The sequence below is a fragment of the Croceibacter atlanticus HTCC2559 genome, assembly GCF_000196315.1.
GTDB lineage: Bacteria > Bacteroidota > Bacteroidia > Flavobacteriales > Flavobacteriaceae > Croceibacter > Croceibacter atlanticus.
In genome coordinates this window covers 1,584,765-1,610,787 of the sequence record NC_014230.1, presented here as the reverse complement: position 1 = coordinate 1,610,787, position 26,023 = coordinate 1,584,765, and the positions used below count along the sequence as shown (strand labels likewise).

25 protein-coding genes are annotated in these 26,023 nt (G+C 33.3%); 10 read left to right on the top strand and 15 right to left on the bottom strand.

Annotated elements, in window-relative coordinates; all coding sequences use genetic code 11:
- The 7 genes from CA2559_RS07235 to CA2559_RS07205 form a co-directional block, all read right to left on the bottom strand.
- A complete protein-coding gene (locus CA2559_RS07235; RefSeq protein WP_013187207.1) occupies nt 1–855 on the bottom strand; it encodes an FkbM family methyltransferase in 855 nt (284 codons plus the stop codon).
- A complete protein-coding gene (locus tag CA2559_RS07230; protein ID WP_013187206.1) occupies nt 845–2,146 on the bottom strand; it encodes an ABC transporter ATP-binding protein in 1,302 nt (433 codons plus the stop codon). The genes CA2559_RS07235 and CA2559_RS07230 overlap by 11 nt, the downstream gene beginning before the upstream one ends.
- A 3-nt stretch (nt 2,147–2,149) precedes the next feature.
- The gene (locus CA2559_RS07225) at nt 2,150–2,959 is read right to left on the bottom strand and encodes a polysaccharide pyruvyl transferase family protein (RefSeq protein ID WP_013187205.1); all 810 of its coding nucleotides are present in this window, start codon (nt 2,957–2,959) and stop codon (nt 2,150–2,152) included.
- A gap of 3 nt (nt 2,960–2,962) precedes the next feature.
- A complete protein-coding gene (locus tag CA2559_RS07220; RefSeq protein ID WP_013187204.1) occupies nt 2,963–3,724 on the bottom strand; it encodes an ABC transporter permease in 762 nt (253 codons plus the stop codon).
- Nucleotides 3,725–3,826: 102 nt separating this feature from the next.
- A complete protein-coding gene (locus tag CA2559_RS07215; protein WP_013187203.1) occupies nt 3,827–6,274 on the bottom strand; it encodes a GumC family protein in 2,448 nt (815 codons plus the stop codon).
- A gap of 2 nt (nt 6,275–6,276) precedes the next feature.
- The gene (locus CA2559_RS07210; protein WP_041240944.1) at nt 6,277–7,077 is read right to left on the bottom strand and encodes a polysaccharide biosynthesis/export family protein; all 801 of its coding nucleotides are present in this window, start codon (nt 7,075–7,077) and stop codon (nt 6,277–6,279) included.
- A gap of 224 nt (nt 7,078–7,301) precedes the next feature.
- Nucleotides 7,302–8,132 (bottom strand): hypothetical protein, encoded by an 831-nt coding sequence (locus CA2559_RS07205; protein WP_013187201.1) that lies wholly within the window; start codon nt 8,130–8,132, stop codon nt 7,302–7,304.
- A gap of 277 nt (nt 8,133–8,409) precedes the next feature.
- On the opposite strand from CA2559_RS07205, the gene CA2559_RS07200 reads away from it, so the two are divergent.
- A complete protein-coding gene (locus CA2559_RS07200) occupies nt 8,410–10,278 on the top strand; it encodes an ABC-F family ATP-binding cassette domain-containing protein (protein ID WP_013187200.1) in 1,869 nt (622 codons plus the stop codon).
- Between the two features lie 138 nt (nt 10,279–10,416).
- The gene (locus tag CA2559_RS07195; RefSeq protein ID WP_013187199.1) at nt 10,417–10,893 is read left to right on the top strand and encodes a ferritin-like domain-containing protein; all 477 of its coding nucleotides are present in this window, start codon (nt 10,417–10,419) and stop codon (nt 10,891–10,893) included.
- Between the two features lie 75 nt (nt 10,894–10,968).
- Here the strand turns inward: CA2559_RS07195 and CA2559_RS07190 are convergent, their stop codons facing one another.
- Both CA2559_RS07190 and CA2559_RS07185 read right to left on the bottom strand, forming a co-directional pair.
- Nucleotides 10,969–11,304, bottom strand: coding sequence for a tRNA-binding protein (locus CA2559_RS07190; protein ID WP_013187198.1), 336 nt, complete (start codon nt 11,302–11,304; stop codon nt 10,969–10,971).
- Complete coding sequence (locus CA2559_RS07185; protein WP_013187197.1) at nt 11,297–11,623, bottom strand: hypothetical protein; 327 nt, start codon at nt 11,621–11,623, stop codon at nt 11,297–11,299. Before CA2559_RS07185 ends, CA2559_RS07190 begins: the two co-directional genes overlap by 8 nt.
- A 117-nt stretch (nt 11,624–11,740) precedes the next feature.
- On the opposite strand from CA2559_RS07185, the gene CA2559_RS07180 reads away from it, so the two are divergent.
- Nucleotides 11,741–12,298, top strand: a complete 558-nt coding sequence (locus CA2559_RS07180) for a thioredoxin family protein (RefSeq protein WP_013187196.1) — start codon at nt 11,741–11,743, stop codon at nt 12,296–12,298.
- A gap of 86 nt (nt 12,299–12,384) precedes the next feature.
- On the opposite strand, the gene CA2559_RS07175 is transcribed toward CA2559_RS07180, so the two are convergent.
- The 6 genes from CA2559_RS07175 to dnaK all read right to left on the bottom strand — a co-directional run bounded on the left by CA2559_RS07175 (nt 12,385) and on the right by dnaK (nt 18,630).
- On the bottom strand, nt 12,385–13,317 hold the full coding sequence (locus tag CA2559_RS07175) for a peptidylprolyl isomerase (protein ID WP_013187195.1): 933 nt from the start codon (nt 13,315–13,317) through the stop codon (nt 12,385–12,387).
- Between the two features lie 59 nt (nt 13,318–13,376).
- The gene (locus CA2559_RS07170) at nt 13,377–14,396 is read right to left on the bottom strand and encodes a hypothetical protein (protein ID WP_049787197.1); all 1,020 of its coding nucleotides are present in this window, start codon (nt 14,394–14,396) and stop codon (nt 13,377–13,379) included.
- A gap of 88 nt (nt 14,397–14,484) precedes the next feature.
- Nucleotides 14,485–14,937: a DUF1569 domain-containing protein gene (locus tag CA2559_RS07165; RefSeq protein WP_013187193.1), complete on the bottom strand. Its 453-nt coding sequence runs from the start codon at nt 14,935–14,937 to the stop codon at nt 14,485–14,487.
- Nucleotides 14,938–14,956: 19 nt separating this feature from the next.
- Nucleotides 14,957–15,721 carry an SOS response-associated peptidase gene (locus CA2559_RS07160; protein ID WP_013187192.1) on the bottom strand — a complete coding sequence of 255 codons (765 nt, stop codon included), beginning with the start codon at nt 15,719–15,721 and terminating at the stop codon, nt 14,957–14,959.
- 17 nt (nt 15,722–15,738) lie between these two features.
- On the bottom strand, nt 15,739–16,578 hold the full coding sequence (locus tag CA2559_RS07155; protein WP_013187191.1) for a peptidylprolyl isomerase: 840 nt from the start codon (nt 16,576–16,578) through the stop codon (nt 15,739–15,741).
- A gap of 141 nt (nt 16,579–16,719) precedes the next feature.
- Complete coding sequence (gene dnaK / locus CA2559_RS07150; protein WP_013187190.1) at nt 16,720–18,630, bottom strand: molecular chaperone DnaK; 1,911 nt, start codon at nt 18,628–18,630, stop codon at nt 16,720–16,722.
- A 323-nt stretch (nt 18,631–18,953) separates the two neighbouring features.
- Between dnaK and CA2559_RS07145 the strand changes: the two genes are divergently transcribed.
- The 7 genes from CA2559_RS07145 (at nt 18,954) to scpA (ending at nt 25,988) form a co-directional block, all read left to right on the top strand.
- On the top strand, nt 18,954–20,240 hold the full coding sequence (locus tag CA2559_RS07145; protein ID WP_013187188.1) for an MFS transporter: 1,287 nt from the start codon (nt 18,954–18,956) through the stop codon (nt 20,238–20,240).
- A 90-nt stretch (nt 20,241–20,330) separates the two neighbouring features.
- The gene (gene udk, locus CA2559_RS07140) at nt 20,331–20,939 is read left to right on the top strand and encodes a uridine kinase (protein WP_013187187.1); all 609 of its coding nucleotides are present in this window, start codon (nt 20,331–20,333) and stop codon (nt 20,937–20,939) included.
- A gap of 18 nt (nt 20,940–20,957) precedes the next feature.
- Nucleotides 20,958–21,275 (top strand): FtsB family cell division protein, encoded by a 318-nt coding sequence (locus CA2559_RS07135; RefSeq protein ID WP_013187186.1) that lies wholly within the window; start codon nt 20,958–20,960, stop codon nt 21,273–21,275.
- Nucleotides 21,276–21,344: 69 nt separating this feature from the next.
- Nucleotides 21,345–22,691 (top strand): methylmalonyl-CoA mutase subunit beta, encoded by a 1,347-nt coding sequence (locus tag CA2559_RS07130; RefSeq protein ID WP_013187185.1) that lies wholly within the window; start codon nt 21,345–21,347, stop codon nt 22,689–22,691.
- Nucleotides 22,678–23,280, top strand: a complete 603-nt coding sequence (locus tag CA2559_RS07125; protein ID WP_013187184.1) for a hypothetical protein — start codon at nt 22,678–22,680, stop codon at nt 23,278–23,280. The genes CA2559_RS07130 and CA2559_RS07125 overlap by 14 nt, the downstream gene beginning before the upstream one ends.
- A 4-nt stretch (nt 23,281–23,284) precedes the next feature.
- Nucleotides 23,285–23,872 carry a hypothetical protein gene (locus CA2559_RS07120; RefSeq protein WP_148232790.1) on the top strand — a complete coding sequence of 196 codons (588 nt, stop codon included), beginning with the start codon at nt 23,285–23,287 and terminating at the stop codon, nt 23,870–23,872.
- Nucleotides 23,865–25,988 carry a methylmalonyl-CoA mutase gene (gene scpA, locus CA2559_RS07115; protein ID WP_013187182.1) on the top strand — a complete coding sequence of 708 codons (2,124 nt, stop codon included), beginning with the start codon at nt 23,865–23,867 and terminating at the stop codon, nt 25,986–25,988. Before CA2559_RS07120 ends, scpA begins: the two co-directional genes overlap by 8 nt.
- The last annotated feature ends 35 nt before the right edge of the window (nt 25,989–26,023 follow it).

Genomic DNA, 26,023 nt, shown 5'->3' with positions numbered 1-26,023 from the left:
TTATTTAACTTTTCCTTGAAAAATTCCAGTAAGATCTTTTTTAGATTTCACAGTCAATAGGTAGTTTCTATCAGATGAATTTTTTGTGAAATACCCAAGTTTTTTAATGGTTAACTCATTCTCAATTATATCATAAATCGAATAGTCTTTTGGTATATTATTTTTGATCGCTCTTATATGTTTCGCCTCATTAATTTCAATTAAAATATCTGGTTTCTGTGTTTTCAAAATCCCCATCATTCCTTCAAGAGTTTTTTGTTCGGCACCTTCAACGTCAATTTTAACAAGTTTTACATTTTGATTCTTATCTTTTCTAATCCAATCATCTAGTTTTATTGAAGGAACTGAAGCTTTTAGATTATTCATCTTTTTTTTAACAATTCCAGCAACTGAACTCATTATGCCTTCCTCCTCATAATAATAAAATTCTATTTGACCATCTGTATCTGTACATGCCGATTTTACGATTGAAGCTTTGTCGATAGCATTTAATTTAAAATTTTGATGTAACCTATCAATACAATTATCCTGTATGTCAAAAGCATATATCTGTTTGACGTTTTCAAATTTGGAGGCAATTATAGAATAAATTCCAGAATATGCGCCAATATCTAAAACTACTGATTGTTTTCCAGTGTGTTGTAATAAGTTTTTCCATAATGCTAGACTCGTTTTTTCCCAACCAATAAAATTTGTCCAATGCAATTCTTTAACAACAGAATCGTCATTATCACATTTCATTTTAAAACTGCTTATCCCATCAAGTTTTATCTCTATATCACCAATTAAAGGGTGCTCTCGCCAAAATTTCTTTTTTTTGGCAGTCGTCATTTCTTTATACTCTTTAATTTCCATTCTGTAATTTTTCAACTGTCCAGTCTGAATTGGAATAAATTAAGCAATTTGAAGATAAGGCTCTAGATATGGTTATATATTCGTTACTAGGTTTTGAGGCAACTACACTAAACTGTATAAATTCCTTCTTAATATCAATAGGATTCTTACCATCGAGTAAAGACATTGATAAGTAATATGTTCCATCCAAAAGATACAATTCTTTACTAGCGATTTGAATTTGGTACTTACCTGTTTTCATATCTGAAAGAGGTGAATTTTTGAAGTAAAGACTACGCCAAGTTACTAAACTTGTTCCGTGCGCATCTGTTAATCGCAGACTGAAACTTGGATTAACCAAATTTGATCTTAAATTTATAAAGGCGGAAAAAATCATCTTTTCACCAGATTTAAAACTAGATACCAAATCACCTCTAGAATTTGTCATTGAAAAACTATGAATATATGCTCTTGTATTTTTAGATCCTTCAAATATCACTTCTGACTTTTCGTCGAAATTATTGCTCAGATAAATTGAAACTCCATTTTGAACGTCGCCTTCATAACTTTGTTCTCCATTGGTTAAAATAATAACTCTACTGCATAAATCTTGAACTGCCGCCATATTATGACTCACAAAAATTACCGTCCTACCATCGCCTTTAGAGATATCTTGCATCTTGCCAATGGCTTTCTTTTGAAACTCTGCGTCACCAACAGCCAATACCTCATCAACTACTAAGATATCTGGTTCTAAAAAGGCTGCAACAGCAAAAGCTAAACGTACACGCATACCACTACTATAACGCTTTACAGGTGTATCTATATACATCTGGCATCCAGAAAATTCAATGATTTCATCTATTTTGCTGTTAATTTCTGCTTTATTCATGCCAAGAATGGCTCCGTTCAAATAAATGTTTTCTTTTCCCGTAAGTTCAGGATGAAAACCAGTTCCTACTTCTAACAAAGACGCAATACGACCTTTAGTTTTAATAGATCCTGTTGTTGGTGATGTTACTCGTGATAAAATTTTTAATAACGTTGATTTACCAGCACCATTTTTACCTATGATACCAAGTACCTCACCTTTTTTGACTTCAAAATTAATATTTTTTATAGCCCATACATAATCTTGAGTTGCAGTAGCGCTGCGATCATTTACTGCACCAACTTTGGCATAAGGGTTTTCTTTACCTCTTATTTGATGCCACCAACGATTAAGGTCATGACTTAATGTACCTGTGCCAACATTACCCAAACGGTATTGTTTAGAAATATTTTCAACTTTTAAAATAGTCTGTTGACTCATAGTTTATTTAAATGGACAGGTTTTCTGTAATGAGTATAGTAAAGCCTCTATTTTTGTTTTTTCTGGAAGTAACACTGTTTCTAAATCGAATAGTAAGTCTTCTATTTTCTTTAAAGTTAATTGTTCTGGATTCTCTTCTATGATGTTTTTAAAATGAATACCTACAGAATCAAAATAATCATAAAATTTGATATCATCACCAGATAGCTTCTCTGAAAATTTAATCCACAATGATGGTATTGCATAGGCATGAGAAACTATTACACCATGTAAAGAAGATGACACAGTACGTTCACATTTTAAAATTTCATCTGTTGTTTTCTCTACATTGTTTGTCAATAAATTAATAACTTTTATATCTGGATTATCTTTAAATCTATCATTTATACTTTTAAAATCGACATAATGTGGGATGATACCCAGTTTATATTTTTTTTCAATTTTTGGATTATAATACATAGGCATTAATAACGCTGGATCACCGTAGTTCTCTGGACATTGAAACCCTTTTTCTAAAATCGCAGCTCTAGTTCTGGGACCTCTAACTGAAAGAAATTTAGCCTCTCTAATAGTATCATCTTTCTTTATGATGCCACTACCCCAAACCACAGATTTTTTTTGTGCAGAAGATAATATGCTACCAATTACAAGGTAGTGTTTCAGTAAATGTTTATATAAGCCTTTGGAAGGATGAGTTACAGTTTTTACTTTTCTATTAGATATCCTTTCTACAAGATATTTAGAAATAAGGTCACCATAATTTTCTAAACCATTGTCCCGTTTTTCTTGCCAAAAATATAAATGAATTGCCATAAATTAAACGGTATCTATAAATGTCTTTTCTGTTCTATTAAAAATAAGTAACCCTATAAGAAATATAAGTATTGAAATGATTAATGTATATGTAAAACCAAACCAAGTAAATGTTCCTGTATCTAAAATCATATATCGAAAACCTTCTATAATTTGCGTGAGTGGGTTATACTCTACAATCCATGAATATTGTGGTTGTTTAATCTTTATTTCAGATAAAGGATAAGGCACTGCAGATATATACATTAATAAACTCACGCCAAAACCCACCAAAACTGTTAAGTCTCTATATTTGGTTGTTGCCGCAGATATTGTCATCCCTAACCCTAACCCTAAAAGAGCCATCATTATTACATAAATAGGGAATAATAATAAATTTAAATTTGGACTTATATCACTGCCTTTAAGAACATAAAACACATAAAAAATAATAAGAATGCCAATTTGTATCGCAAACTTTAATAGATTGGAAATGGTTGTTGCCATTGGCATAATTACTCTTGGAAAATAAACCTTACCAAAAATTGCTGCATTTTTTTTAAATGTGTCTGAAGTTCCTGTAAGACACTCTTTAAAGTAATTCCAAGCTGTAATTCCTGCTAAATTAAATAAAAATGAAGGTACTGCTCCTGTTTCAATATTAGCGATGTTATTAAATATAAGTGTAAATATTACAGATGTAAATAAAGGCTGAATTAAAAACCAAAGTGGCCCTAGGATTGTTTGTTTATAAACCGTTGTAATTTCACGCTTTACCCACAGCATTAGTAAATCACGATACTGCCAAATCTCCTTGAAGTTTAGTTCAAACAAACCTCTTTTGGGAGAAATCTCATATAACCATTCGTCTTGTTTTATCGCCAAAGCTTAGCTTTTATTTTTTTTAAATAAACGTTTATACCAAGATGCTTTCACATCCTGTTCATGATAACCTTGCCCGTAACCACCATAGCCATAACCATAACCGTAGCCGTAACCATATTTGGCTTTTTGCTCAAAGCAGTTTAATACAAAGCTCATATTAGTGATTTCACCTGTTCTATATTTTTCATTAATAGTATTTAGCATTCCCTTTTTTGTCACGCCTTGTCTTACAATATAGATTGAAGCGTCTGCATAGCGCTCAAGTGTTAAAGAGTCTGCAACCAAACCTATCGGTGGACTATCCAAGATAATATAATCGTAAGATTCCTTAAGTTCTGATATAAATCTATCCATTGAATCTTTCATTAATAGTTCTGATGGATTTGGAGGAATAGGTCCAGATGTAATAATATCTAAATGCTCAATTTTTGTGGACTGAACTATTTCACCAATAGTTGCATCATTAATTAAATAATTAACTACACCTTTATTATTTTTAATATCAAAGTCTTCAAAGATTTTTGGCTTCCTTAAATCTAAACCTACAAGCACTGTTTTGCGCTCACTTAATGCAAAAACAGAGGCAATATTCATAGAACAGTAGGTTTTTCCTTCACCACTTATAGAGGATGTTAATAAAACGGTTTTACTCCCATCAATCCCTTGTTTTCTATATATAAATTGCAAGCTGCTTCTTAGCGCCCTAAACCCTTCAGAAATGGCAGATCTAGGTGTGTCTAGAACTACAAGATTTGACTCTAATTTACTTTTCCCAATTACACCTAAGATAGGTATTGGAGATAGTTTTTGAAGCTCTTCTGTAGTGTGAATAGAATTATCGAAAAACACTTTTATAAACACTAACATTATAGGCACTATGAGTCCAAAAAGAAAACCCATAACATAGTTTAACCTCGTATTAGGGCCAACTCTAGAAGCTGAAACTGGCTTTGCTTTATCTACTAATAAAACATCACTAACATTTGCGGCTTTCACTAATCGCGCCTCATTAAGTTTACTTAAAAACATATTATAAGACTGCTCGTTAATATCAAAACGACGCTGAATTTTTAGTAAGTCTTGTTGCTCTCTTGGCAAACGCCTAATCTGGGATTCATATCTAGAAAGCTCTGCTTCTACTCTACTTTTTTCAGACTCTAATAAACTTCTTGATGATTTTATATTTTCAAACAGGACGTTTTTGGCTGCATTTATCTGCCTATCTATATCATCAAAAATTGGGTTATTTTCTTTGTATGCATATTGATACCTACTGCGTTGCTCTGCTAAATTCAATATGTTAGATACCAATGCAACAATACTACCTTCTGCTATTCCTGCTACAGATGGTGCTGGAACACTACTGTAATCTGTCCTAGTTTGTAAATAGGTGTCAAGAGTATTTAGATAATCTATTTGTCTGTTTAAATCTGTTAACCTGTTATCTAATGTCGATGTTTTTACAGAGAGCTCATCATTTTCTGTATCTATATTTACAATTGCATTTTTAGTTCTAAATGCATTCAACTCGCCTTCTACAGTTTCTAATTGTTCGCCTTGTTCTTTTAAACGCTCTTCAATAAAAGCTATAGTGTTTGTGGCAAATTGGTTCTTTTGCTCTAATAAGTTTACACTAAGAATATTTACTGTAGCATTTAAATAGTCTGAAAGCCTTTTCTTATTATGTCCCGTTAGTGTTAACTTTAAAACAGATGATCCGGTAGACTCAGGCACAACTCTTATGTTAGTATATTTTGAAACTACAGATTCTGCTTTAGAAAAACGTATAAAATAGGGTGTTGTAGTCTGTGTATTTAATTCATCTTTATGCACAACGCCTTCAAAAAAAGGCAACCTAATAGGTACCCCAAATTTAAAATCACGTTCAAAAGAAGACTTACTTACAGTTAGCGTACTGTCTTTTAAACTACCATAGTGGTGTAATAAAAGCTTTTTACTTTCTGGAAAGTTAGTAGACAGATTAAATATAGAGTCGTTTTTTACTTTAATCTGCATATCTGTATGCAGCATTTGAAAAGCTGTAGTGTCTATTTTTACTTTAAATGGAGTTTTCCCATACGTATCTATCCTTTGGTACTCACCATCTTTTTCGTAGTTAATATAATATTGAAGTTTCTCTACAACTTCTGTATTGTGCTTTCTAGTTCTTAACGCTATAAGAACTGTATTTACTTTATCTGTAGTGCCACCCCAATTAAATGTAAGACTAGTATTACTTGTAAAAAATGGGTTTTGATTGTCTTTAATTGAAACTAGGTTACTTGAACTGTAAACATCTAACTTTCTTACATTTATGTAATAGGAAATTCCTAACCCTATAGCAATAGAGATTAAAAACAATTTCCAATAACTTAATACTTTAAACAGGAATCCTTTAAAGTCGAAAGTCGAACTTAAATCGCTAATATCAAATTCTTCGTCGTCTCTCATCCTTATAATCTAACAAATAATAAAACTGTTGTAACTAATAGGGTAAGCACAGAAATTGCAGTTGTAAAAGATTGTATTCCTGTTGTTCCCGTACCTAATGCTTTTTGAGGTAATGGGTCTACAACTATTAAATCATTAGGCTGTATAAAATAATATGGAGAGTTTACTGCATCTAACGATGTTAAATCTATATGGTGAACACGCACGCCATCTGGATAGGTTCTTACAATTTTTACGTCTGTCCTGTCTCCAGTTACGGCTATATCTCCAGCATTTGCAATAGCTTCCATAATGGTAACCTGAGTCTTATAAAGCACTTGGCTTCCTGTACCTATTTCTCCTAATGTTGTATAACGTATTCCTGCTAGTTGTACTGTTACAAAAAGCTTTGATGTTTCTTCCTTAAAATAATTTTTATAAAGCAATTCTTCAATCTTCAGTCTAACTTCTTTTTGAGTTAACCCTAATACATAAACCTCACCTAATTCTGGAACTCTTATATTTCCTCTGGCATCAACAAAGAAACCTTCATAATACAATCCTTCTTCTCCTTGATTTTGGCTTGAAGAGGTCTCTTTAGGCGAAGGATTAAACATTGCAGATAAATCTTGATCTAAAGTTTTAATCTTTATACTCAATAAATCATTAACCTGTAAACGGTAAGGTTGCTGTATACGTTGCACATTTACAACACTATCAAGCTGAGATGTATTCTCCTGTAAATAAGTTAATCGCTCTGTGCTTACACACGATGAGACACTTACTACAACTAGCATGATAATTATGATATGTACAATTCTCATGGGGAAAGATATTATTAGACAAATATAGGTTTTAAGCTGTAAAGTAAAAACCAGATAACAGCAATAGGTGTTTTTCTTTTAGTTGTTTAAATTGATGGTAAATTGTATGCTTAGATTTACAAATATGAGTTTACAACTAGTAGAACTTTAAATTTAAAATTCTCTTTAATACGTTAACATATAACTCTATGTTTCGTATTGACATTTGGTTATTTACCGTTTAGTTAAGCTGTTTTTAAAAGCTTTTTTACTGCAGCTTTCATTTTATCATCTTCAGAGCGTTGTTTAGTCCTTCCTAAATTTCCTTCAATATATAAGTTTGGTAGGTGATGAATTAAATTATCTTCAAACTCTGATATACAGATAAGTTTTTTCATATTAGCATACTCATAAACATCTGTATTCACCTTGCATTTCACACTATACTCCTTAACTTTAAAATAAGGCATATTTAGTGCTTTCTTTATTTTATTTACTAATCTCACCAAAGCATTAGGTCGTTTAACCTTTACCAATTCATTAAAATTAAAGACTTCTCCTACTCGTAGTAATTCATCTTTAGTAATTATAAATGTAGCTTGGTGTACATTAGAAAAATGTGCAAATACCTTATTGCCATGACGCTCAACAGAATTATAATCCCATTCAAAATCGGCATGATATCCTGGATAATATTTATTGCCTTGTGGGTCTTCTTCGTATTGTATTAACCCTGTAATTCTATCATTAGGTAATAATTTACTGTACTCAATATGTTTATCAACATGATGTTCTTTAAATAAATGGTCATTCTCACCATATATAAAAATATCATAGTTGTCTTTATTGTCCCAAATTACCTTTCTACAGGTTAATGGTAAGTACTGGTAATTATCTAAAGTTATAACATTTACTGTTTCAACATTTGGTAACTCTAATGGTATGTTAGAATTTACAACTATTGTTGTATCGTAATTCTCAAAACTGTTTAACTCATTAACAACGCGCACTAAATAGGAAATTTGCTCATCTCCATAATTTACTAAAACAGCTAAAATCTTTTTCTTCGCGCTCATAAATTTGTTTCAAACAATTAAAATAAATCTTTGCTTTATCCCAATTTACAATTAGTGTAAATTTAATTCAGCATTATAGGTTTCTAGTTTTCAAAAGTAAAGTTTATACGTAAAATATTCACATTATTTTTTTCAATTGAAGAATGTGGGTTTTCTAATCACTTTAGAAATTTCAGATTAATTACTAATAAAAAGAATAAGAATATTGCTATTAAAGTAAAACTCTAATGGTGCGCAATCGGAATATTTCTACGTATTTTGCAAAAAAGAAAATACATTGAATTACGCTTCATTTGAAAACATCTCCAAATCATATGGAGAACGCATTTTGTTCACAGACATTTCCTTTGGAATAAGTGAAGGTCAAAAAATTGGCTTTGTTGCTAAAAACGGAACTGGTAAAACTTCTTTGCTCAATATACTATCTGGCGCAGACCAACCAGACCAAGGAAATGTAATTTACAGAAATGGCCTTAAAGTTGAATTTCTTGCTCAGGAACCAAATCTTAATCCAGAGCTTAGCATAGAGGAAACTATTTTTGCTTCAGACAATGACACTTTAAAAATTATTGAACGCTATGAACAAGCTCTCAAAAACCCAGATGATGCAGATGCTTACCAAAAGGCTTTTGAACAAATGGATGCTCAAAATGCTTGGGATTTCGAAACGCAATACAAGCAAATTCTTTTTAAATTAAAATTAGAAGATTTAAACAAGAAGGTAAATAATCTTTCTGGTGGTCAAAAAAAACGTCTTGCTCTTGCAACTATACTTCTTAACAAACCAGAACTTCTTGTTTTAGATGAACCAACCAACCATTTAGATTTAGAAATGATTGAATGGTTAGAAGAGTATTTTAGAGTTGAAAATCTTACACTCTTTATGGTTACTCACGATCGCTATTTCTTAGATCGTGTGTGCAACGAAATTATTGAGCTAGACAACGGTCAACTGTATAGCTACAAAGGAAACTATAGCTATTATCTCGAAAAAAAAGAACAACGCCATAGTGTTGAGCAAACCAATACCGAGAAAGCGAAACAACTTTACAAAAAGGAGTTGGAGTGGATGCGTAGACAGCCAAAAGCAAGAACAACAAAATCTAAATCTAGAATAGACGATTTTTCAGATATTAAGGCAAGAGCACATAAACGTCGTAATGATCACGAAGTGCAGCTTGAGCTTAATATGGAACGTTTGGGTAATAAGATTGTGGAGTTGCACAATGTATCTAAAGCTTTTGAGAACAAGAATCTTTTTGCAAATTTTGATTATAATTTTCAACCTGGTGAGCGTGCTGGCATTATTGGAAAAAATGGTACTGGTAAAAGTACATTCCTAAATATGCTTACCGGTAACTTAAAACCAGATACCGGAAAGATTGTAATAGGTGAAACCGTAAAATTTGGATATTACACACAAAAAGGGATTACAATAAAAGAAGGCCAAAAAGTAATAGATGTAATCAAAGAATTTGGAGACCATATACCTCTTAAGAAAGGCCGTACTATTTCTGCAGCTCAACTTTTAGAACGCTTTTTATTTGACAGGAAAAAGCAATATGATTTTGTTGAAAAATTAAGTGGTGGTGAGCAAAAACGTTTATACCTATGTACTGTACTCATACAAAACCCCAACTTTTTAATATTAGATGAACCTACTAATGATCTTGATATACTTACTCTAAATGTCCTAGAAAACTTCTTGTTAGATTTTCCTGGTTGCCTTTTGGTGGTATCTCACGACCGTTACTTTATGGATAAAATAGTAGATCACCTATTGGTGTTTGAAGGTGAAGGAACCATAACAGATTTTCCTGGTAATTACTCAGATTACCGTGCTTATGATGCCTCTAAGGCACCAGAACCAAAGAAAAATGAACCTAAGCCTACTGAACAAAAATCTTCTTGGAAAGAAAACCAAAGCTCAGGAGGATTATCCTATAGTGAACAAAAAGAGTTTAAGCGATTAGAAAAAGATATTGAGAAGTTAGAAAAGGAAAAGGCGAAACTTCAACAAGAATTCTTAAATGATTTATCTCCAGAAGACATTGAAAAAAAATCGAAACGTCTTGGTGAAATTAATGATGCCATTACAGAAAAAGAAGAACGCTGGCTTGAGCTTTCAATGACCGCTGAGGGTTAATCGTTGCAATTAACACCACATAAAAAAATCACTTTATAATTAGTTTAACACAAGTGTTAAACCTCTCACAAGCTGGTCTTTAAATTATATTTTTTTGTTGAATCCTTAGTATCTTTAGGTAAACAAAAAAATAATACTATGAAAACCACACTTGAAGAAGCAAAAGAAAATAGCCACGAAGATATTGTAAACCATTTACAACAACTTCTGGAAAAGAACTATGATGCAGAAGCTGGTTATAAAAAAGCCATGACAGATGCAGATAGCTCTCAACTTAAAAATTTCCTTAAGCAACAAGCTGTTCTTAGAAACCGTTTTGCGACAGAACTAGATAAGGAAATTAGAGATTTAAACGAAACACCTAAAGAAAAAGGTAGTGTAACAGGTTCTTTACACAGAACTTGGATAGATATTAAAACTGCTGTTACTGGTAATGACGATGAAGCTGTTTTAGAAGAATGTATTAGAGGAGAAAAAGCAAGTGTTAGTGAATATGAAGATGCATTAACCAACCAACAGTTTCCTCCTAAAATACAGCATACACTCACTAAACAAGTAGATGAAGTTAAAGCTACTTTACACAAAGTAAAATCTTTAGAAGATTTGAAAGATTAATCTATAACTATAATGCAAAAAAGCTCTGTATATTTCTACAGAGCTTTTTTTATATCTATAATTTAATAAAGAGCGTTAGCCAATCTTTAAGCCGTTTTCGACCTTTAAATCGGGATGTAATAACGTGACATCCTTTCCATTTACTGCACCTAAAACTAAGCACTCACTCATAAATGTTGCAATTTGCTTTTTAGGAAAATTTACTACAGCTATTATTTGTCTTCCTATTAAATCTTCTTTAGAATATTGGGTAGTAATCTGGGCAGAAGTTTTTTTAACTCCAAGCATCTCACCAAAATCTATTCTTAATTTATAAGCAGGATTTCTAGCCTCAGGAAAATCTTTAACTTCAAGAATGGTTCCTACACGCATATCTACGCGCTCAAACTCACTCCAAGTTAAATTATTCATTATGATGAATTTTTAGTTTTTCCAACATCTCTTTAGAAACTTGAGTAGCGCTGGCATCGTAGTTATCTACTAACAATCCCTTTTCTCCATCTTCTGTTTCAATAACATACAAAATGCTATTGTCTGATGGATTTGTGGCACCTTCAAATCTGTAAAATTTTACAACATCTAATTTGCCTGCTGGCCAAGTTTTCTTTTTAGACTTAGCCTCTACGCCTTCTTCAACAAGATTAAAATCTACGTTGTAACCTTCTTCTTGCAAGTCTTTTATTGCTATTGATAATGATGTATATCCTTCTTTCATTGGTTTTGTTTTCATTAAAGATACTAAGCTTACTAAGGCTTACCAAGATTTTAAGGATACTTTAAGGAGATTTTATGTAACCATTGTCTTATTTTGATGACCTATAGTTTAATAACTCTAATTATTACACGCATGTCTTTAACTCCTTCCAACATGTTACCATTAGGTACCAAAGCGCCAACTTTTAATTTGGTAGATGCTGTAACAAAAAACAGCTATTCTTTAGAAGATATTAAAGGTACAAAAGGTACTGTAGTTATGTTTATATGTAACCATTGCCCTTTTGTAAAACATGTAAATGATGAACTTGTAAGAACGGCAAATGATTACCGTGTAACGGGCTTTGGATTTGTAGCTATAAACAGTAATGATATTGAAAAATATCCTCAAGATCATCCAGATCTTATGTGGAAAACTGCCAGAGAAGAAAACTATCCGTTCCCTTACCTTTTTGATGCTACCCAAGACGTAGCCAAAGCTTACAAAGCAGCTTGTACGCCAGACTTTTTTGTATTTGATGCAGAATTAAAGCTAGTTTACAGAGGTCAATTAGATAACTCTAGACCAGGAAATGGAATTCCTGTAAATGGTAGAGACCTTAGAGAATCTTTAGATAATATATTAAACAACAATCCGCAACGAAAGGATCAAAAACCAAGTATTGGTTGCAATATTAAATGGAAGTCTTAATTATAGGCTTTAAACAAATAAAGGGTAAAATTTGAATACTCAAATTTTACCCTTTTTAAAATCTCAAAGTGATTTTTAGATCACTCTTACTTCACATTTACCAACTCTACATCAAACTTAAGAGTTGCTCCACCAGGAATTACACCACCAGCGCCACGTTCACCATAAGCAAGATCTGAAGGAATTATTAAAGTAGCTTGATCGCCTACGTTTAGTAATTGTATACCTTCATCCCAACCTGCAATTACTTGGCCTACACCTAATGGAAAATCAATTGGTTCATTTCTTTTAAATGAAGAATCGAACACTGTACCATCCATTAACATCCCTTTGTAATGTACAGAAACTGTTTTTCCTTTTTCTGCAGCTTTACCATCACCTTTTTTAGTGATATTATAATATAAACCGCTGTTAGTTTTTGTAAAACCTTCGGTTGCTTTTGCTAAAGCTTCTTCTTCACGTTTTTTAGCATCTGCTATACGTTGTGCTTTGCTTTCATTAAAATTCTTAAAGGTTTCAACAGCATCAAAAGCTTCAGCATCTTCACCTTCTCTAATAATTTCAACATGATTTATAAGGTCACCTTGCTTTATTTTGTTAACTACATCTTGCCCTTCAACAACATAACCAAATACAGTATGCTTGTTATCTAACCAAGCTGTTTCGCCATGTGTTATAAAAAACTGACTTCCATTTGTTCCAGGACCTGCATTAGCCATACTTAAAGTACCTGGCTTATTGTGCTTTAGTTCTGGGTGAAACTCATCATCAAAATTGTAACCAGGACCGCCAGCTCCAGTTCCTTGTGGATCTCCACCTTGTATCATAAAGTCTGCAATAACACGGTGAAATTTAAGACCGTCATAGTAAGGTGTCCCTAAATCTTTAGCGCTATTTTCTTGTTTTCCTTCTGCAAGTGCTACAAAGTTGGCAACTGTTCCTGGAGTTTTCTGAAACTCTAATTGTATAAGAATATCGCCTTTACTTGTCTCAAGCTTAGCGTATAAACCATTATTCATAATTGTAATTTTTAATGAAGTGCAAAAATACGAATTACTAAATGTAAAACCCCATAATATTATGGATTCGTAACTCTATTTGGCTTAACTACAAACGGTGTAAACCAATCCCAAGTTAATCCTATTGAAAATCTTGGGAAGCTATCTACAAACCTGTAGTTATAGTCATCATAACCAAATGCAAATTTGGCAAATATCCCTAAGTCTTTATCCCAAGGATATACAATTGCTGTGGTTTCACTCCTAAACACTTCTGCACTTGGGTGTACATCTGGATGCAAGAATACTTCTTGTCCTAAAGTATATCTAAATCCTTTTAAATGTGAAGTAAACTCATAACTAGCTTCTATTTGATGCCTTCCATAAATGTCTATATCTTCTGGATTATAACCTCCAAATTGAAATGCTCCTAAGAAACGCCTGTGGTATAATTGATAGGTTAAGGTTAATGAATGTATGGTTTCTGGTAAATTCTCATCATTAAATTTGTTAATCCTATAGTTTAAAGACAAACGTGTTAAGTTGGTAGAGAAGTTTCCTGATGATCTATTTAAAATAGCAGCCAAATCTGTATCATCTGTTAAATCTTCATAGAGTGCTGTACTTTCTGGAGTGTTGTCTTCTAACTCCTCACTAAACGCAGATCCGGACTGCCCATTTGAAAAGTGACCAGACTCCAATGCAGCAGTTAAGAAATTATTGTTGTTTGTCTTAATTATAGATTGAAATCCTAAAAACGCTTTATAAGATGGTGTCTTTACAGGTTTAGAGTTTTCATCATAAATCCTAAACTGAGGCTGTATACTTAAATAAATAGCATCTCCTCTTACAATAGTATCTCTATTTAAAGCTTCTCGGATATCGTTATATACGCTATAATATACTACGGGTTTTGCCTCTAATAATATACGTTCGTAATCATTATTTCCAAATCCGCCTGTTAAATAAGGGCGTTCAGATATTGGATAATAGTCTTTAAAAGACCTATTAGCGTTGGATTTTTGGGCTTGTGAATTTATGCCCAATAAAAGGCTGAATATTAAAAGTGCTAGAATTTGGGAACTGGCACGTAATCTCATAATTTAAGTTTTTACAAATTTAAGGGTTTGGCTTTGCTTAGGCATTTAGATTATGAAAACTATAACTAGTTCTCCCTATACTTTTTACCTACACACCAAATTGAGTAAGGTGATGATCTAAGTGTTTGCTAAACATGGTATTCCATTCTTTTATAGTTAATGGTCCAAAAGAATGAGACTCTTTCCCATTAAAATGAGATTCACCCAGTTGTTGTGTTTTTTCCAGATGCTGTATTAACCTTTCTTTTTCAGTTTTAAATTTGCGCTCATCCCTAATTAAAAATGCTGGTGCAGTACCTCCATTTTTTTTAAATGGTTTATCTCCTACTACATAATTCTTAATTAATAGTTTTATTAAAAGTTTCTTTAAGCCTTTCGGCCTTGGATGTTTATCTTCATAAATTAACTCATAAGTAACATTGCAGTGAGCTAACATTTTTTCGACACTCATCTTTCCCCATTGCGGTTTTGTTTCTGGTGTAAGGTTATGTATTCTATTTATAAATTCTGAAGTGCCTTTTTCTGTAAAAACATTGGTCATAGCTGGTTGGTATTACTTGTTAAAAATTTAATTCATTATATATAACTGGTTCGCTAGTGTTTGGCGTATTTCCTAGATATGCTTTGCCTCTAAGCTTTTGCACCGTATGTGCAGAGAACTCTTCATCTGGATAGGGCTGTATTAAAGATGTGATTGTTTGCTCGTCTAAATAATCATCAACATTTGTTATCCATTGATCTGCTATATCTTCTGGCAAAATTAGAGGCATTCTTGGGCCTTCTAATTTTGGATTGTTATGTATTTTAGAAAGTAATGCATTTCCTATAGTAGTAACTATTGAAAACGTATTTAAATGTCCGCCAGTTTCTGGATCTTCCCAAGTATTCCATAATCCTGCCATTGCCATTGCCGTGTTATCTTTCTTATGAATATAAAAGGGATACACCTGTCCATTGTAGTGATGGTGCTCATAAAAGCCATCAACATAAAAGAGGCAGCGTTTATGTTTAGCAGAATCTCGAAAAGACGGTTTTTCGAAAATTGTTTCACCTCGTGCGTTTAAGGTCTTATTCCACAACTGTTTTTTTTGAGTGGTATCTTTTACCCAATGTGGCACTAAGCCCCAAGTTGCAACTTCTGGAAAATTTGGAGAACGATCTGTATAAATAAGTACTTCTGGATGATTAAATCCAGATGCATGATGCAAAGGCAAATCTGTTAAAGGTAGTAGCCTATCTTCTATTTCCTCTAATGCCAATAAATCTTGAGCGCGCCTTACACGCTCTAGTTGTGCTTTTTTACTTGTTTTTATATCGTAACACATATTTTAATTATGGTTAACTATTGCTCTAATATTTTAACGCTCTTAATACGAATATCTGTTAATGGTCTATCTAAATTGTTTGTTGCAGCATTTGCAATTGAATCAACAATATTTAAACCACTTACAACTTCTCCAAAAACTGTGTAATTCTGGTCTAAGTGTGGCGTACCTCCAATAGTTTTATAAACTTTCCTATGTTCTTTTGGTATGGTATACCTTTCAAAATCTTCAAACTCTTTTGCAAGCTTTATAATACTATCGTTAAGTTTTTTATACAAGGTTTGATCTCCAACAATTTCTGCCTGCTGTAAAGCATTAACCAAATCCTTATGCTTAAAGCTATTTTTAAATTTATGTTCTCTTAGCCAGCCGTTAATTCTATCTTCATTTAATTGTAATAAACTATCGTTCTGAATTTTTCCTTGTACAATATAAAATTGTGTACTACTTGATGCACGCTCTAAATTTCCATCTCTCGCAGCAGCTAATACTCCTTTTTTATGGAATAAGTCTGGATGAAACTCAGCAGACACTCTATATGGCAACTCGCCTTCTCCCAAAGTATCTTGTGGTTTTGCAGCTTTACTTTTAATATCACCACTCTGTATCATAAAATCTTTAATTACTCTATGAAACAATACGCCATTTAATGTACTGTCTTTAGCTAGTTTTATAAAATTATCACGGTGTTTTGGTGTTTGGTTGTATAGCTCTACAACTATATTTCCTTTAGTGGTATTAAGTTGAATTTGAGTTGGAGAATTCTTAATCTGATCTTCACTAGTCGTTTGTTGTTTGCAAGATATTATAGATAATAGGCTGGTTACCAAGATTAAAAAACGGTGAGTTGTAGTCATTATGCGCGTTAATTTAGTTGTATAAATATAAGTAAACTGGTACTCTAATCGTTTCAATCTTTATGGTTAAAACAAAAAAAATCCGCAACTCTTTCGAGTTGCGGATTTATATATAATAGAAATCCGGTTAAGGATTGAAGCTTATTTTACTTCTTCAAAATCTACATCTTCTACATCGCTACCTTCAGAAGAACTAGCATCACCTTCAGCTTGACCAGCATCTCCAGTTGGAGCGCCTTGTTGAGCTTCTGCTTGTGCTTTGTACATTTCTTCACTAGCTACTTTCCAAGCTTCGTTTATCTTATCTAAAGCTGGTTGAATTTGGTCTACATCGCCAGTTGCGTGTGCAGCCTTTAACTCAGTTAATGCTTCTTCAATTGGTGCTTTCTTATCATCAGATAATTTATCACCAAATTCTTTAAGTTGCTTTTCCGTTTGGAAAACCATAGCATCTGCCTCGTTAATCTTATCAACTTTTTCTTTAGTCTTAGCATCTGCATCTGCATTAGCTTCAGCTTCAGCTTTCATTTTCTTGATTTCCTCTTCGCTTAAACCAGAAGACGCTTCAATCTTAATATCTTGCTTCTTACCAGTTGCTTTATCTTCTGCACTTACTTTAATGATACCGTTAGCATCAATATCGAAAGTCACTTCAATTTGAGGAACACCACGTTGTGCTGGTGGAATATCAGACAAATGGAATCTACCAATTGTCTTGTTATCTGCCGCCATTGGACGCTCACCTTGTAATACGTGAATTTCTACACTTGGCTGGTTATCTGCCGCCGTTGAGAAGACCTGAGACTTATTCGTAGGAATAGTCGTGTTTGCCTCAATCAACTTAGTCATAACGCCACCCATAGTTTCAATACCTAGAGATAATGGTGTAACATCTAATAAAAGAACGTCTTTTACGTCTCCTGTTAATACACCACCTTGTATTGCAGCACCAACAGCTACAACCTCATCTGGGTTTACACCTTTACTTGGCTTCTTACCAAAGAATTTCTCTACAGCTTCTTGTACTGCAGGAATACGTGTAGAACCACCAACAAGGATAACCTCATCTATATCACTCTTGCTTAATCCAGCAGCTTTAAGTGCTTTTTCACAAGGAGTAATTGTGCGTTTTACTAAATCATCAATTAATTGCTCAAATTTGCTACGTGTTAATGTACGTACCAAGTGTTTTGGTCCGCTTGCAGTAGCTGTAATGTAAGGTAAATTGATTTCTGTTTGGTTAGAAGAAGACAACTCAATTTTTGCTTTCTCTGCAGCTTCCTTAAGACGTTGTAACGCCATAGGATCTTTCTTAAGGTTCATATCTTCTTCAGATTTGAACTCATCTGCCAACCAGTTAATTATCTTTTGGTCAACATCATCACCACCAAGGTGTGTGTCACCATCTGTAGATAATACTTCAAAAACGCCGTCACCTAATTCTAGGATAGAAACGTCATGAGTACCACCACCAAAGTCAAATACAACAATCTTTTGGTCTGTATCTTTCTTATCTAAACCATAAGCCAATGCAGCAGCAGTAGGCTCATTAATAATACGCTCTACTTTAAGACCTGCAATCTCACCAGCTTCTTTAGTTGCTTGGCGTTGGCTATCATTAAAGTATGCTGGTACTGTAATTACAGCTCCAGTAACGTCTGTACCAAGATAATCTTCAGCTGTTTTCTTCATTTTCTGAAGAATCATAGCAGATAATTCCTGTGGTGTATATAAACGACCGTCTATATCTACTCTTGGCGTATCGTTATCTCCTTTTTTTACATCGTATGCAGCACTTTCAACTTCTTTAGAAGATTCACTGAATTTGTTACCCATAAAACGCTTAATAGAAGAAACCGTTTTTGTTGGGTTAGTTACTGCTTGTCTTTTTGCTGGGTCACCCACTTTAATCTCACCGCCATCTACAAAAGCAATGACAGAAGGAGTTGTGCGCTTACCTTCAGCATTTGGGATTACCGTAGGCTCGTTACCTTCCATTACGGCAACGCAACTGTTGGTAGTACCCAAGTCAATTCCAATTATTTTACTCATCTTAATATATTTTATTAGTGTTCAAAATTGTTTTCTCGACTACTAAAAGTCAAAAGATGTGCCACTAGAATGATTATGACAGAGTGTCAGAAATAAAAACTATAAATGAAAACTTAGGCAGTTGCTTGAGTCGTTAACAGCTTTTTTAAATACAAATTACAAGTTACTGTTTCGGGTGTTCCCCTAAATCGGGTCGGGCTTTCGCCGTTACACGGTAACCTGCTCTATCCCTAACACAAAACATCTTATTTACAGACCCTAACCTAATACAGTTTGCCAAAGCCTTATTTCTTATCTTTCACAAACCAAACTGTAACATACCTTTGAAAAAAGACAATATAAAAAAACCAGTACACTACATTATTCTCCTAATTTTAGCAGGAGAAGCGGTTTTCATTTTACCTTTTGTCTTAGCAAGAGTGTTTAGGGCTACCGTTTTAGATGTATTTCAAGTAACTAATACACAGCTTGGTTATTGTTTTTCAATATATGGCTTAGTGGCGTTAGTGTCTTATTTGTTTGGTGGTCCTTTAGCAGATAAATTTCAACCTAGAAAATTAATGGGAATCTCTCTCATATTAACTGCCATAGGTAGTTTTGTATATGCCAACAATCCATCATACACAACGTTAAAAATACTTTATGGATATTGGGGTTTTACTACAATTTGTTTGTTTTGGGCTGGTATGATTAAAGCAACTCGTATTTGGGGTGGCACAGACAGCCAAGGTAAAGCATTTGGTTTTTTAGATGGCGGTCGTGGCTTGGTAGGTGCCTTATTTGGACTTTTAGGGGTATTAATTTTTGCGTTTCTTATGCCAGATAATGATGTAGACCTTAATACTATTGAACAACGTCAAGCTTTTAAAGCTGTTATCTTAATAACATCTGGCATTGTAATACTAATAGGACTATTAGTTTATTTCTTTTTAAAGCTAGATACTAAAGGAACAATAGAAAAGGAAACTATTAAGGAACACATTACACTTAAAAACATAAAAGAGGTATTACAGCTTAAAGCTGTATGGCTTTTAATGATAATTATACTCTGTGCTTATGTAGGTTATAAGATTACAGATATTTTCTCTTTATATGCAAAAGACGTAATGAAATATTCTGAGATTGAAGCTGCACAAACAGGAACTTTCTTATTATTTATAAGACCTCTTGTAGGTGTTCTCATTGGTGTTTTAGCAGACAGATCTAAAGCCTCACTTTATTTATGTATTGGTTTTTTACTATCTATTATCGGCGCTAGCATATTTGCTTCTGGCGTCTTACCAGAAAACACTACGTTGTTTTTCTTTACAAGTATTATTATTACAGCTATCGGCGTATACGCTGTTAGAGTACTGTATTTTGCAGTAATGCAAGAAGGCAAAATACCCTTAACTCTTACGGGAACAGCTGTTGGTCTTATATCATTTATTGGTTACACACCAGACATCTTTGCTGGTCCTATGATAGGTTACTTTTTAGATGGTTGGAATGGTGAGCAAGGCCATAGTTATGTATTTATTGCTTTAGGCATATTTTCTACTATAGGCTTTTTAGCATCTATATTATTTTATAAGCATTCAAAGCAAATTTCAACAACCCCTAAAGCTTAAATTGTATTAAATTATTTTTTCAGCATCTGTTTACCATTTTCGTGAATTAACTTCTAACTTTGCCGCTCAAACTTCAAACTTTTTATTGAGATGCTCATTATAGGAATTGCTGGCGGTACTGGCTGTGGAAAAACAACGGTGGTCAATCAAATTATAGATCAGTTAGCTACAGAAGATGTGGCAGTTATTTCTCAAGACCATTACTACAAAGACACATCTAACCTTACTCTTGAGCAGCGTACAAAGATAAATTTTGATCATCCTCAGTCCATAGATTTTCCTTTACTAACGCAACATTTAAACGATCTTAGAAACAACAAACCTATAGAGCAACCCGTATATTCTTTTGTAGAGCATAACCGCACTGGAGAAACTACAACCACATACCCTACCAAGGTAATGATTGTAGAAGGTATTTTAATTCTTACAAATCCTGAGTTACGAGACCTATTCGACATTAAGATTTACGTGCACGCAGATAGTGATGAACGTTTAATAAGGCGTTTAAAACGTGATATTGCAGAACGTGGCAGAGATTTAGAAGAGGTGCTTAACCGCTACCAAACGACGTTAAAACCAATGCACCAGCAATTTATAGAACCTACCAAGGAGTTTGCAGATATGATTATTCCTAACAACAGATATAATACCGTAGCTGTTGATATTGTACAGAGTATCATAAGAGAACGTCTTACCTAAAATTGTATCTTTAGCCTTATGAGATTTAAAGATCTAAAGCAAAAATGGTGGTTCAGATTTTTAAGTAACAAGTATATCTTGTTACTTATAGTTTTTGCTATTTGGATGTTTTTTTTCGACAGTAATTCTTGGTTTATCCATAATGAACTTAGTAACGAAATAAGTGATCTTGAAAAAAACAAGGATTACTACAAAGAGGAAATCGCCAAAGACAAGACTACCATCAAAACTTTAGAAGACTCGGTGGAAATTGAGAAATTTGCCAGAGAAGAATATTATATGAAGCGAGAAAATGAAGAGATTTTTATTATTGAATATGAAGATAGCATACAATAGCAATAATTTTAAGATTAGATTAAACAGTCTTTAATTTTAAAATCCCTTTGTTATTTACAAACACAAACTATGACTAAAGACCTATTTAAAGATTTTGATCCTGTTAGCGCTAAAGCTTGGAAACAGAAAATACAAGTAGACCTTAAAGGCGCAGATTACAATGACACCCTAATTTACAAAAGCCATCACGGTATAGATGTAAAACCCTTTTACCATAGAGAAGACACTAAGTTAGTGTCTGTAAAAGCGGTTTCTTCTTGGGATGTCTGTGAAAAAATTTACATAGAAAATGTAGAAAAAAGCATCACCAGAGCAAACAATGTACTTACGCGTGGTGCAGAAATGTTATGGTTTGTTATCCCTAATGACTCAGTTAACGTAAAAGCTATTTTAGATAAACTAAACATAGGTGATAAATTCATATATATTGAGTGTACTTTTCTTTCTGAAGTATTTATAAAAAACTTAAAAGACCTTCAGCAGTCTTACAATTTAAAGATTGGAGTAGATGTTATTGGTCATCTTGCAAAAGATGGTAACTGGTTTACTAATAAAGATGAAGATCATTCAGTTTTAAATAAATGTATTGGGAAAGATATTTTAAGTATAGATGCTGCACTTTATCAAAATGCTGGTGCTAATATTCCGCAAGAATTAGCATATACTTTAGCCCATATAAATGAATACGCAAACCACTTTACAGACCAAAAAGATTTAAATTTTACGGTAAAGGTTTCAATAGGCTCTAATTACTTTTTTGAGATTGCAAAACTTAGAGCACTACGTTTATTATTTAGCACTCTTGCTAAGGAGTATAACTTAAATGATAATTTATTTATTCTTGCTCACCCCACAAAACGCAACAAGGCTATTTATGATTACAATGTAAATATGCTACGAACTACAACAGAGTGTATGAGTGCTGCTTTAGGTGGTGCAAATGCAATTTATAATATGCCATATGATGCATTGTTTCATAAAAATAATGAATTTGGAGATCGCATTTCTAGAAACCAACTACTAGTCTTGAAACACGAAAGTTATTTTGATATAGTAGACAATGCTGCAGACGGTAGTTATTATATTGAAAGTCTTACACAACAGTTTGCTGAAAAAGCGTTAGAAATTTTCAAGCAAATTGAAATGGGTGGCGGTTTTGTACAACAATTATTTGATGGTAAAATTCAGCAAAAGATAAAAGATTCTGCTTCACAAGAACAACAGTTATTTAATGATGGCAAGCTATCTCTTATAGGAACCAACAAGCATCCTAACAAACAAGATGTAATGGCAAATGATTTACAATTGTACCCTTTTGTAAAACAAAATCCGAGAAAAACATTAATAGAGCCAATAATTGAAAAACGTCTGGCTGAACAATTAGAACAAGAACGATTGAAAAATGAAGCTAAATAAATTCCATCACATTCTTTTGCCGCTTATTTTAGTTACTGTTTTATGGAGTTGTAAAACAGAGCAGAAAGACTATGAGTATAGCTTTAATAATTATCCAGATAGGTTTATTTGTGATAGCTTAGATACAAAGCTTATAAAAGAAGCCTTTTACAGTTATGAAGAAGATATTTATAACTACAATAACGACCCTAAGAAGAAAAATTTAATGAAAGCCATGGCTAAATGGATTAACCATGCCATAAAAGAAAAAGTTACACCAGAACAAATTATTTCAGAACGTACTGTAACACTTTTTAAAATGCTAAAAGAGAAACACCCTGAATTTTGGATTAAAAATCAAGGTGAAATGACCCTAAACTTAGACAGTCCTTTTATGACGTGTGTCTTTAATAATATAGATGATAATAATGTAAAAACTACATTCCTAGCATTAAAAGACACCAATACATTTAAACCTGAATTGGTTGAACCATTACTTACCGGAAACTATTCAAGACTTGCAATAGACCCATATTTAAATCACTATGCAGTTTTCCAATATGGTTTTGGAAGAATGTTTAATAAAGACCTAACCACTATAAAAGATTAGCAATATGAAACCAGTTTTAAAACTTATCTTTTTTATATGTCTAGTGACAACTTTTAGTTGTCAGGAAAAGTTTGAATATAAATTTCAGGACATGCCAAACTTCACGGTTTGTGCTAATGAGACAGAACCATTGCTAAAAGAGGCATTTTATAGTTTTGAGCACGATATTAAAGTTCATATTGGCAACTTAAATGCACAGAGTGAGCAAATTTATGGACAGTGGTTTTACCCAACTTTAAAAAACAAACTAGATGTTAAAGAGTTTGTATCTCCTCATACTGTAAAGGTTTTTGAAATGCTAAAAGAATCTAAACCAGAAATTTGGGATGTTTACAATGAAGACTCTAACCTAAACTATAAATCAGACTTCATAAAGTGCATTGCTGCAAATATGATAGACAAAGATCTTAAAACAACATTTAAAGCACTTTTAACTACCAACAGCATGAAACCAGATTTGTTCTCTGATGCTATTGGAAGAAACTCTCTAAAAATAGCGAGAGATCCTTATTTAAAATTATATGTCGTTTTTGAATATGGCTATGGCCATATGTTCTTTAATGACTTTACTGAAACAGAAGACCATGAGTAGAAAGAATTTACAGCATTTAAAATTAAATTACGACACTCAAGACACCTCTTCAAATGGGGTGAAAATGCAATCTACTGCAGAAAAAATTGAAGTAAAATCTCATTATACTAAAGAAGATTTAGAAGACCTTAAACATTTAGATTTTGTTGCAGGAATAGCACCTAATTTACGTGGTCCCTACTCTACTATGTACGTTCGTAGACCTTGGACAATAAGGCAATATGCAGGATTTTCAACAGCAGAAGAAAGTAATGCATTTTACAGACGTAATTTGGCTGCAGGACAAAAAGGACTATCTGTAGCTTTTGATTTGGCAACACATAGAGGTTATGACAGTGATCATGACAGAGTTGTAGGAGATGTAGGTAAAGCTGGTGTGGCTATAGATTCTGTTGAGGACATGAAAGTTCTTTTTGATCAAATTCCGCTAGATAAAATGTCTGTTTCAATGACTATGAATGGTGCTGTTTTACCTATTATGGCATTTTATATTGTAGCTGCAGAAGAACAAGGTGTAAAAGCAGAACAGCTTTCAGGAACCATACAAAATGATATTTTAAAAGAGTTTATGGTGCGTAATACATACATTTATCCGCCACAACCTTCAATGAAAATTATCTCAGACATCTTTGAATACACTTCAGAGAATATGCCAAAATTTAACAGTATAAGTATATCGGGTTACCATATGCAGGAAGCTGGTGCTACTTGTGATATTGAGCTTGCATATACTCTTGCAGATGGTTTAGAATATATACGAAAAGGACTGGCTGCAGGAATGGATATAGATACGTTCGCACCGCGCCTATCTTTTTTCTGGGCAATTGGGATGAACCATTTTATGGAAATTGCAAAAATGCGTGCCGCACGTATGCTTTGGGCTAAATTGGTAAAACAATTTAATCCTAAAAATCCTAAATCGTTAGCATTAAGAACGCACTGCCAAACTAGTGGCTGGAGCTTAACGGAGCAAGATCCATTTAATAATGTAGCCAGAACCTGCATCGAGGCTTCTGCTGCAGCTTTTGGAGGCACACAAAGTTTACACACAAATGCGCTTGATGAAGCCATTGCATTACCTACCGATTTTTCTGCACGTATTGCTCGTAACACACAATTATATTTACAAGAAGAAACACAGATTACCAAAACTGTAGATCCTTGGGCAGGTAGTTTTTATGTTGAATCGCTCACAAATGATATTACAGAAAAAGCTTGGGAGCTTATACAAGAAGTTGAAAATCTTGGAGGCATGACAAAAGCCATTGAAAAAGGTATCCCTAAACTTCGTATTGAAGAAGCTGCCGCAAGAAAACAAGCGCGTATAGATAGTGGCCAAGATATAATTGTAGGTACTAACAAATACAGGTTAGAGAAAGAAGATCCTTTAGTAACGTTGGAGGTAGACAACCAAACCGTAAGACTTCAACAAATTGAACGTTTAGAACGTATAAAGGCAGAACGTAATACAGATAAAGTTTCAAAAGCGCTTAAAGATTTAAGCAATGCTGCAAAGCAAGGCAACAAAAACTTACTATCTTTAGCTGTAGCGGCTGCCAGAGAGCGTGCAACATTAGGAGAAATTAGTGATGCTTTAGAAGAAAGTTTTGGCAGGCATAAAGCACAAATTCAAAGTTTTAGTGGCGTGTACAGTAAAGAGATAAAAGACGACAAATCATTTAGCAAAGCCAAAGAATTGGCAAATACCTTTGCAGAACAAGACGGAAGACGTCCTCGTATCATGATTGCCAAAATGGGACAAGACGGTCACGATCGTGGTGCCAAAGTGGTAGCAACAGGTTATGCAGATGTTGGCTTTGATGTAGATATAGGTCCACTTTTCCAAACACCTAAAGAGGCTGCTAAACAAGCCGTAGAAAATGATGTTCACATTTTAGGTGTATCCTCTCTTGCTGCAGGTCACAAAACATTGGTGCCGCAAGTAATTGAGGAACTTAAAAACTATGGCAGAGAAGATATTATGGTAATTGTTGGTGGTGTTATACCATCTGCAGATTATCAATTTTTATTTGATGCTGGCGCTGTTGCAGTATTTGGTCCAGGAACAAAAATAAGTGAAGCTGCAATTACATTATTAGAGATTTTAATAGATTAACTTTAAAATATTTAAAAGCATACCAAATATACTAT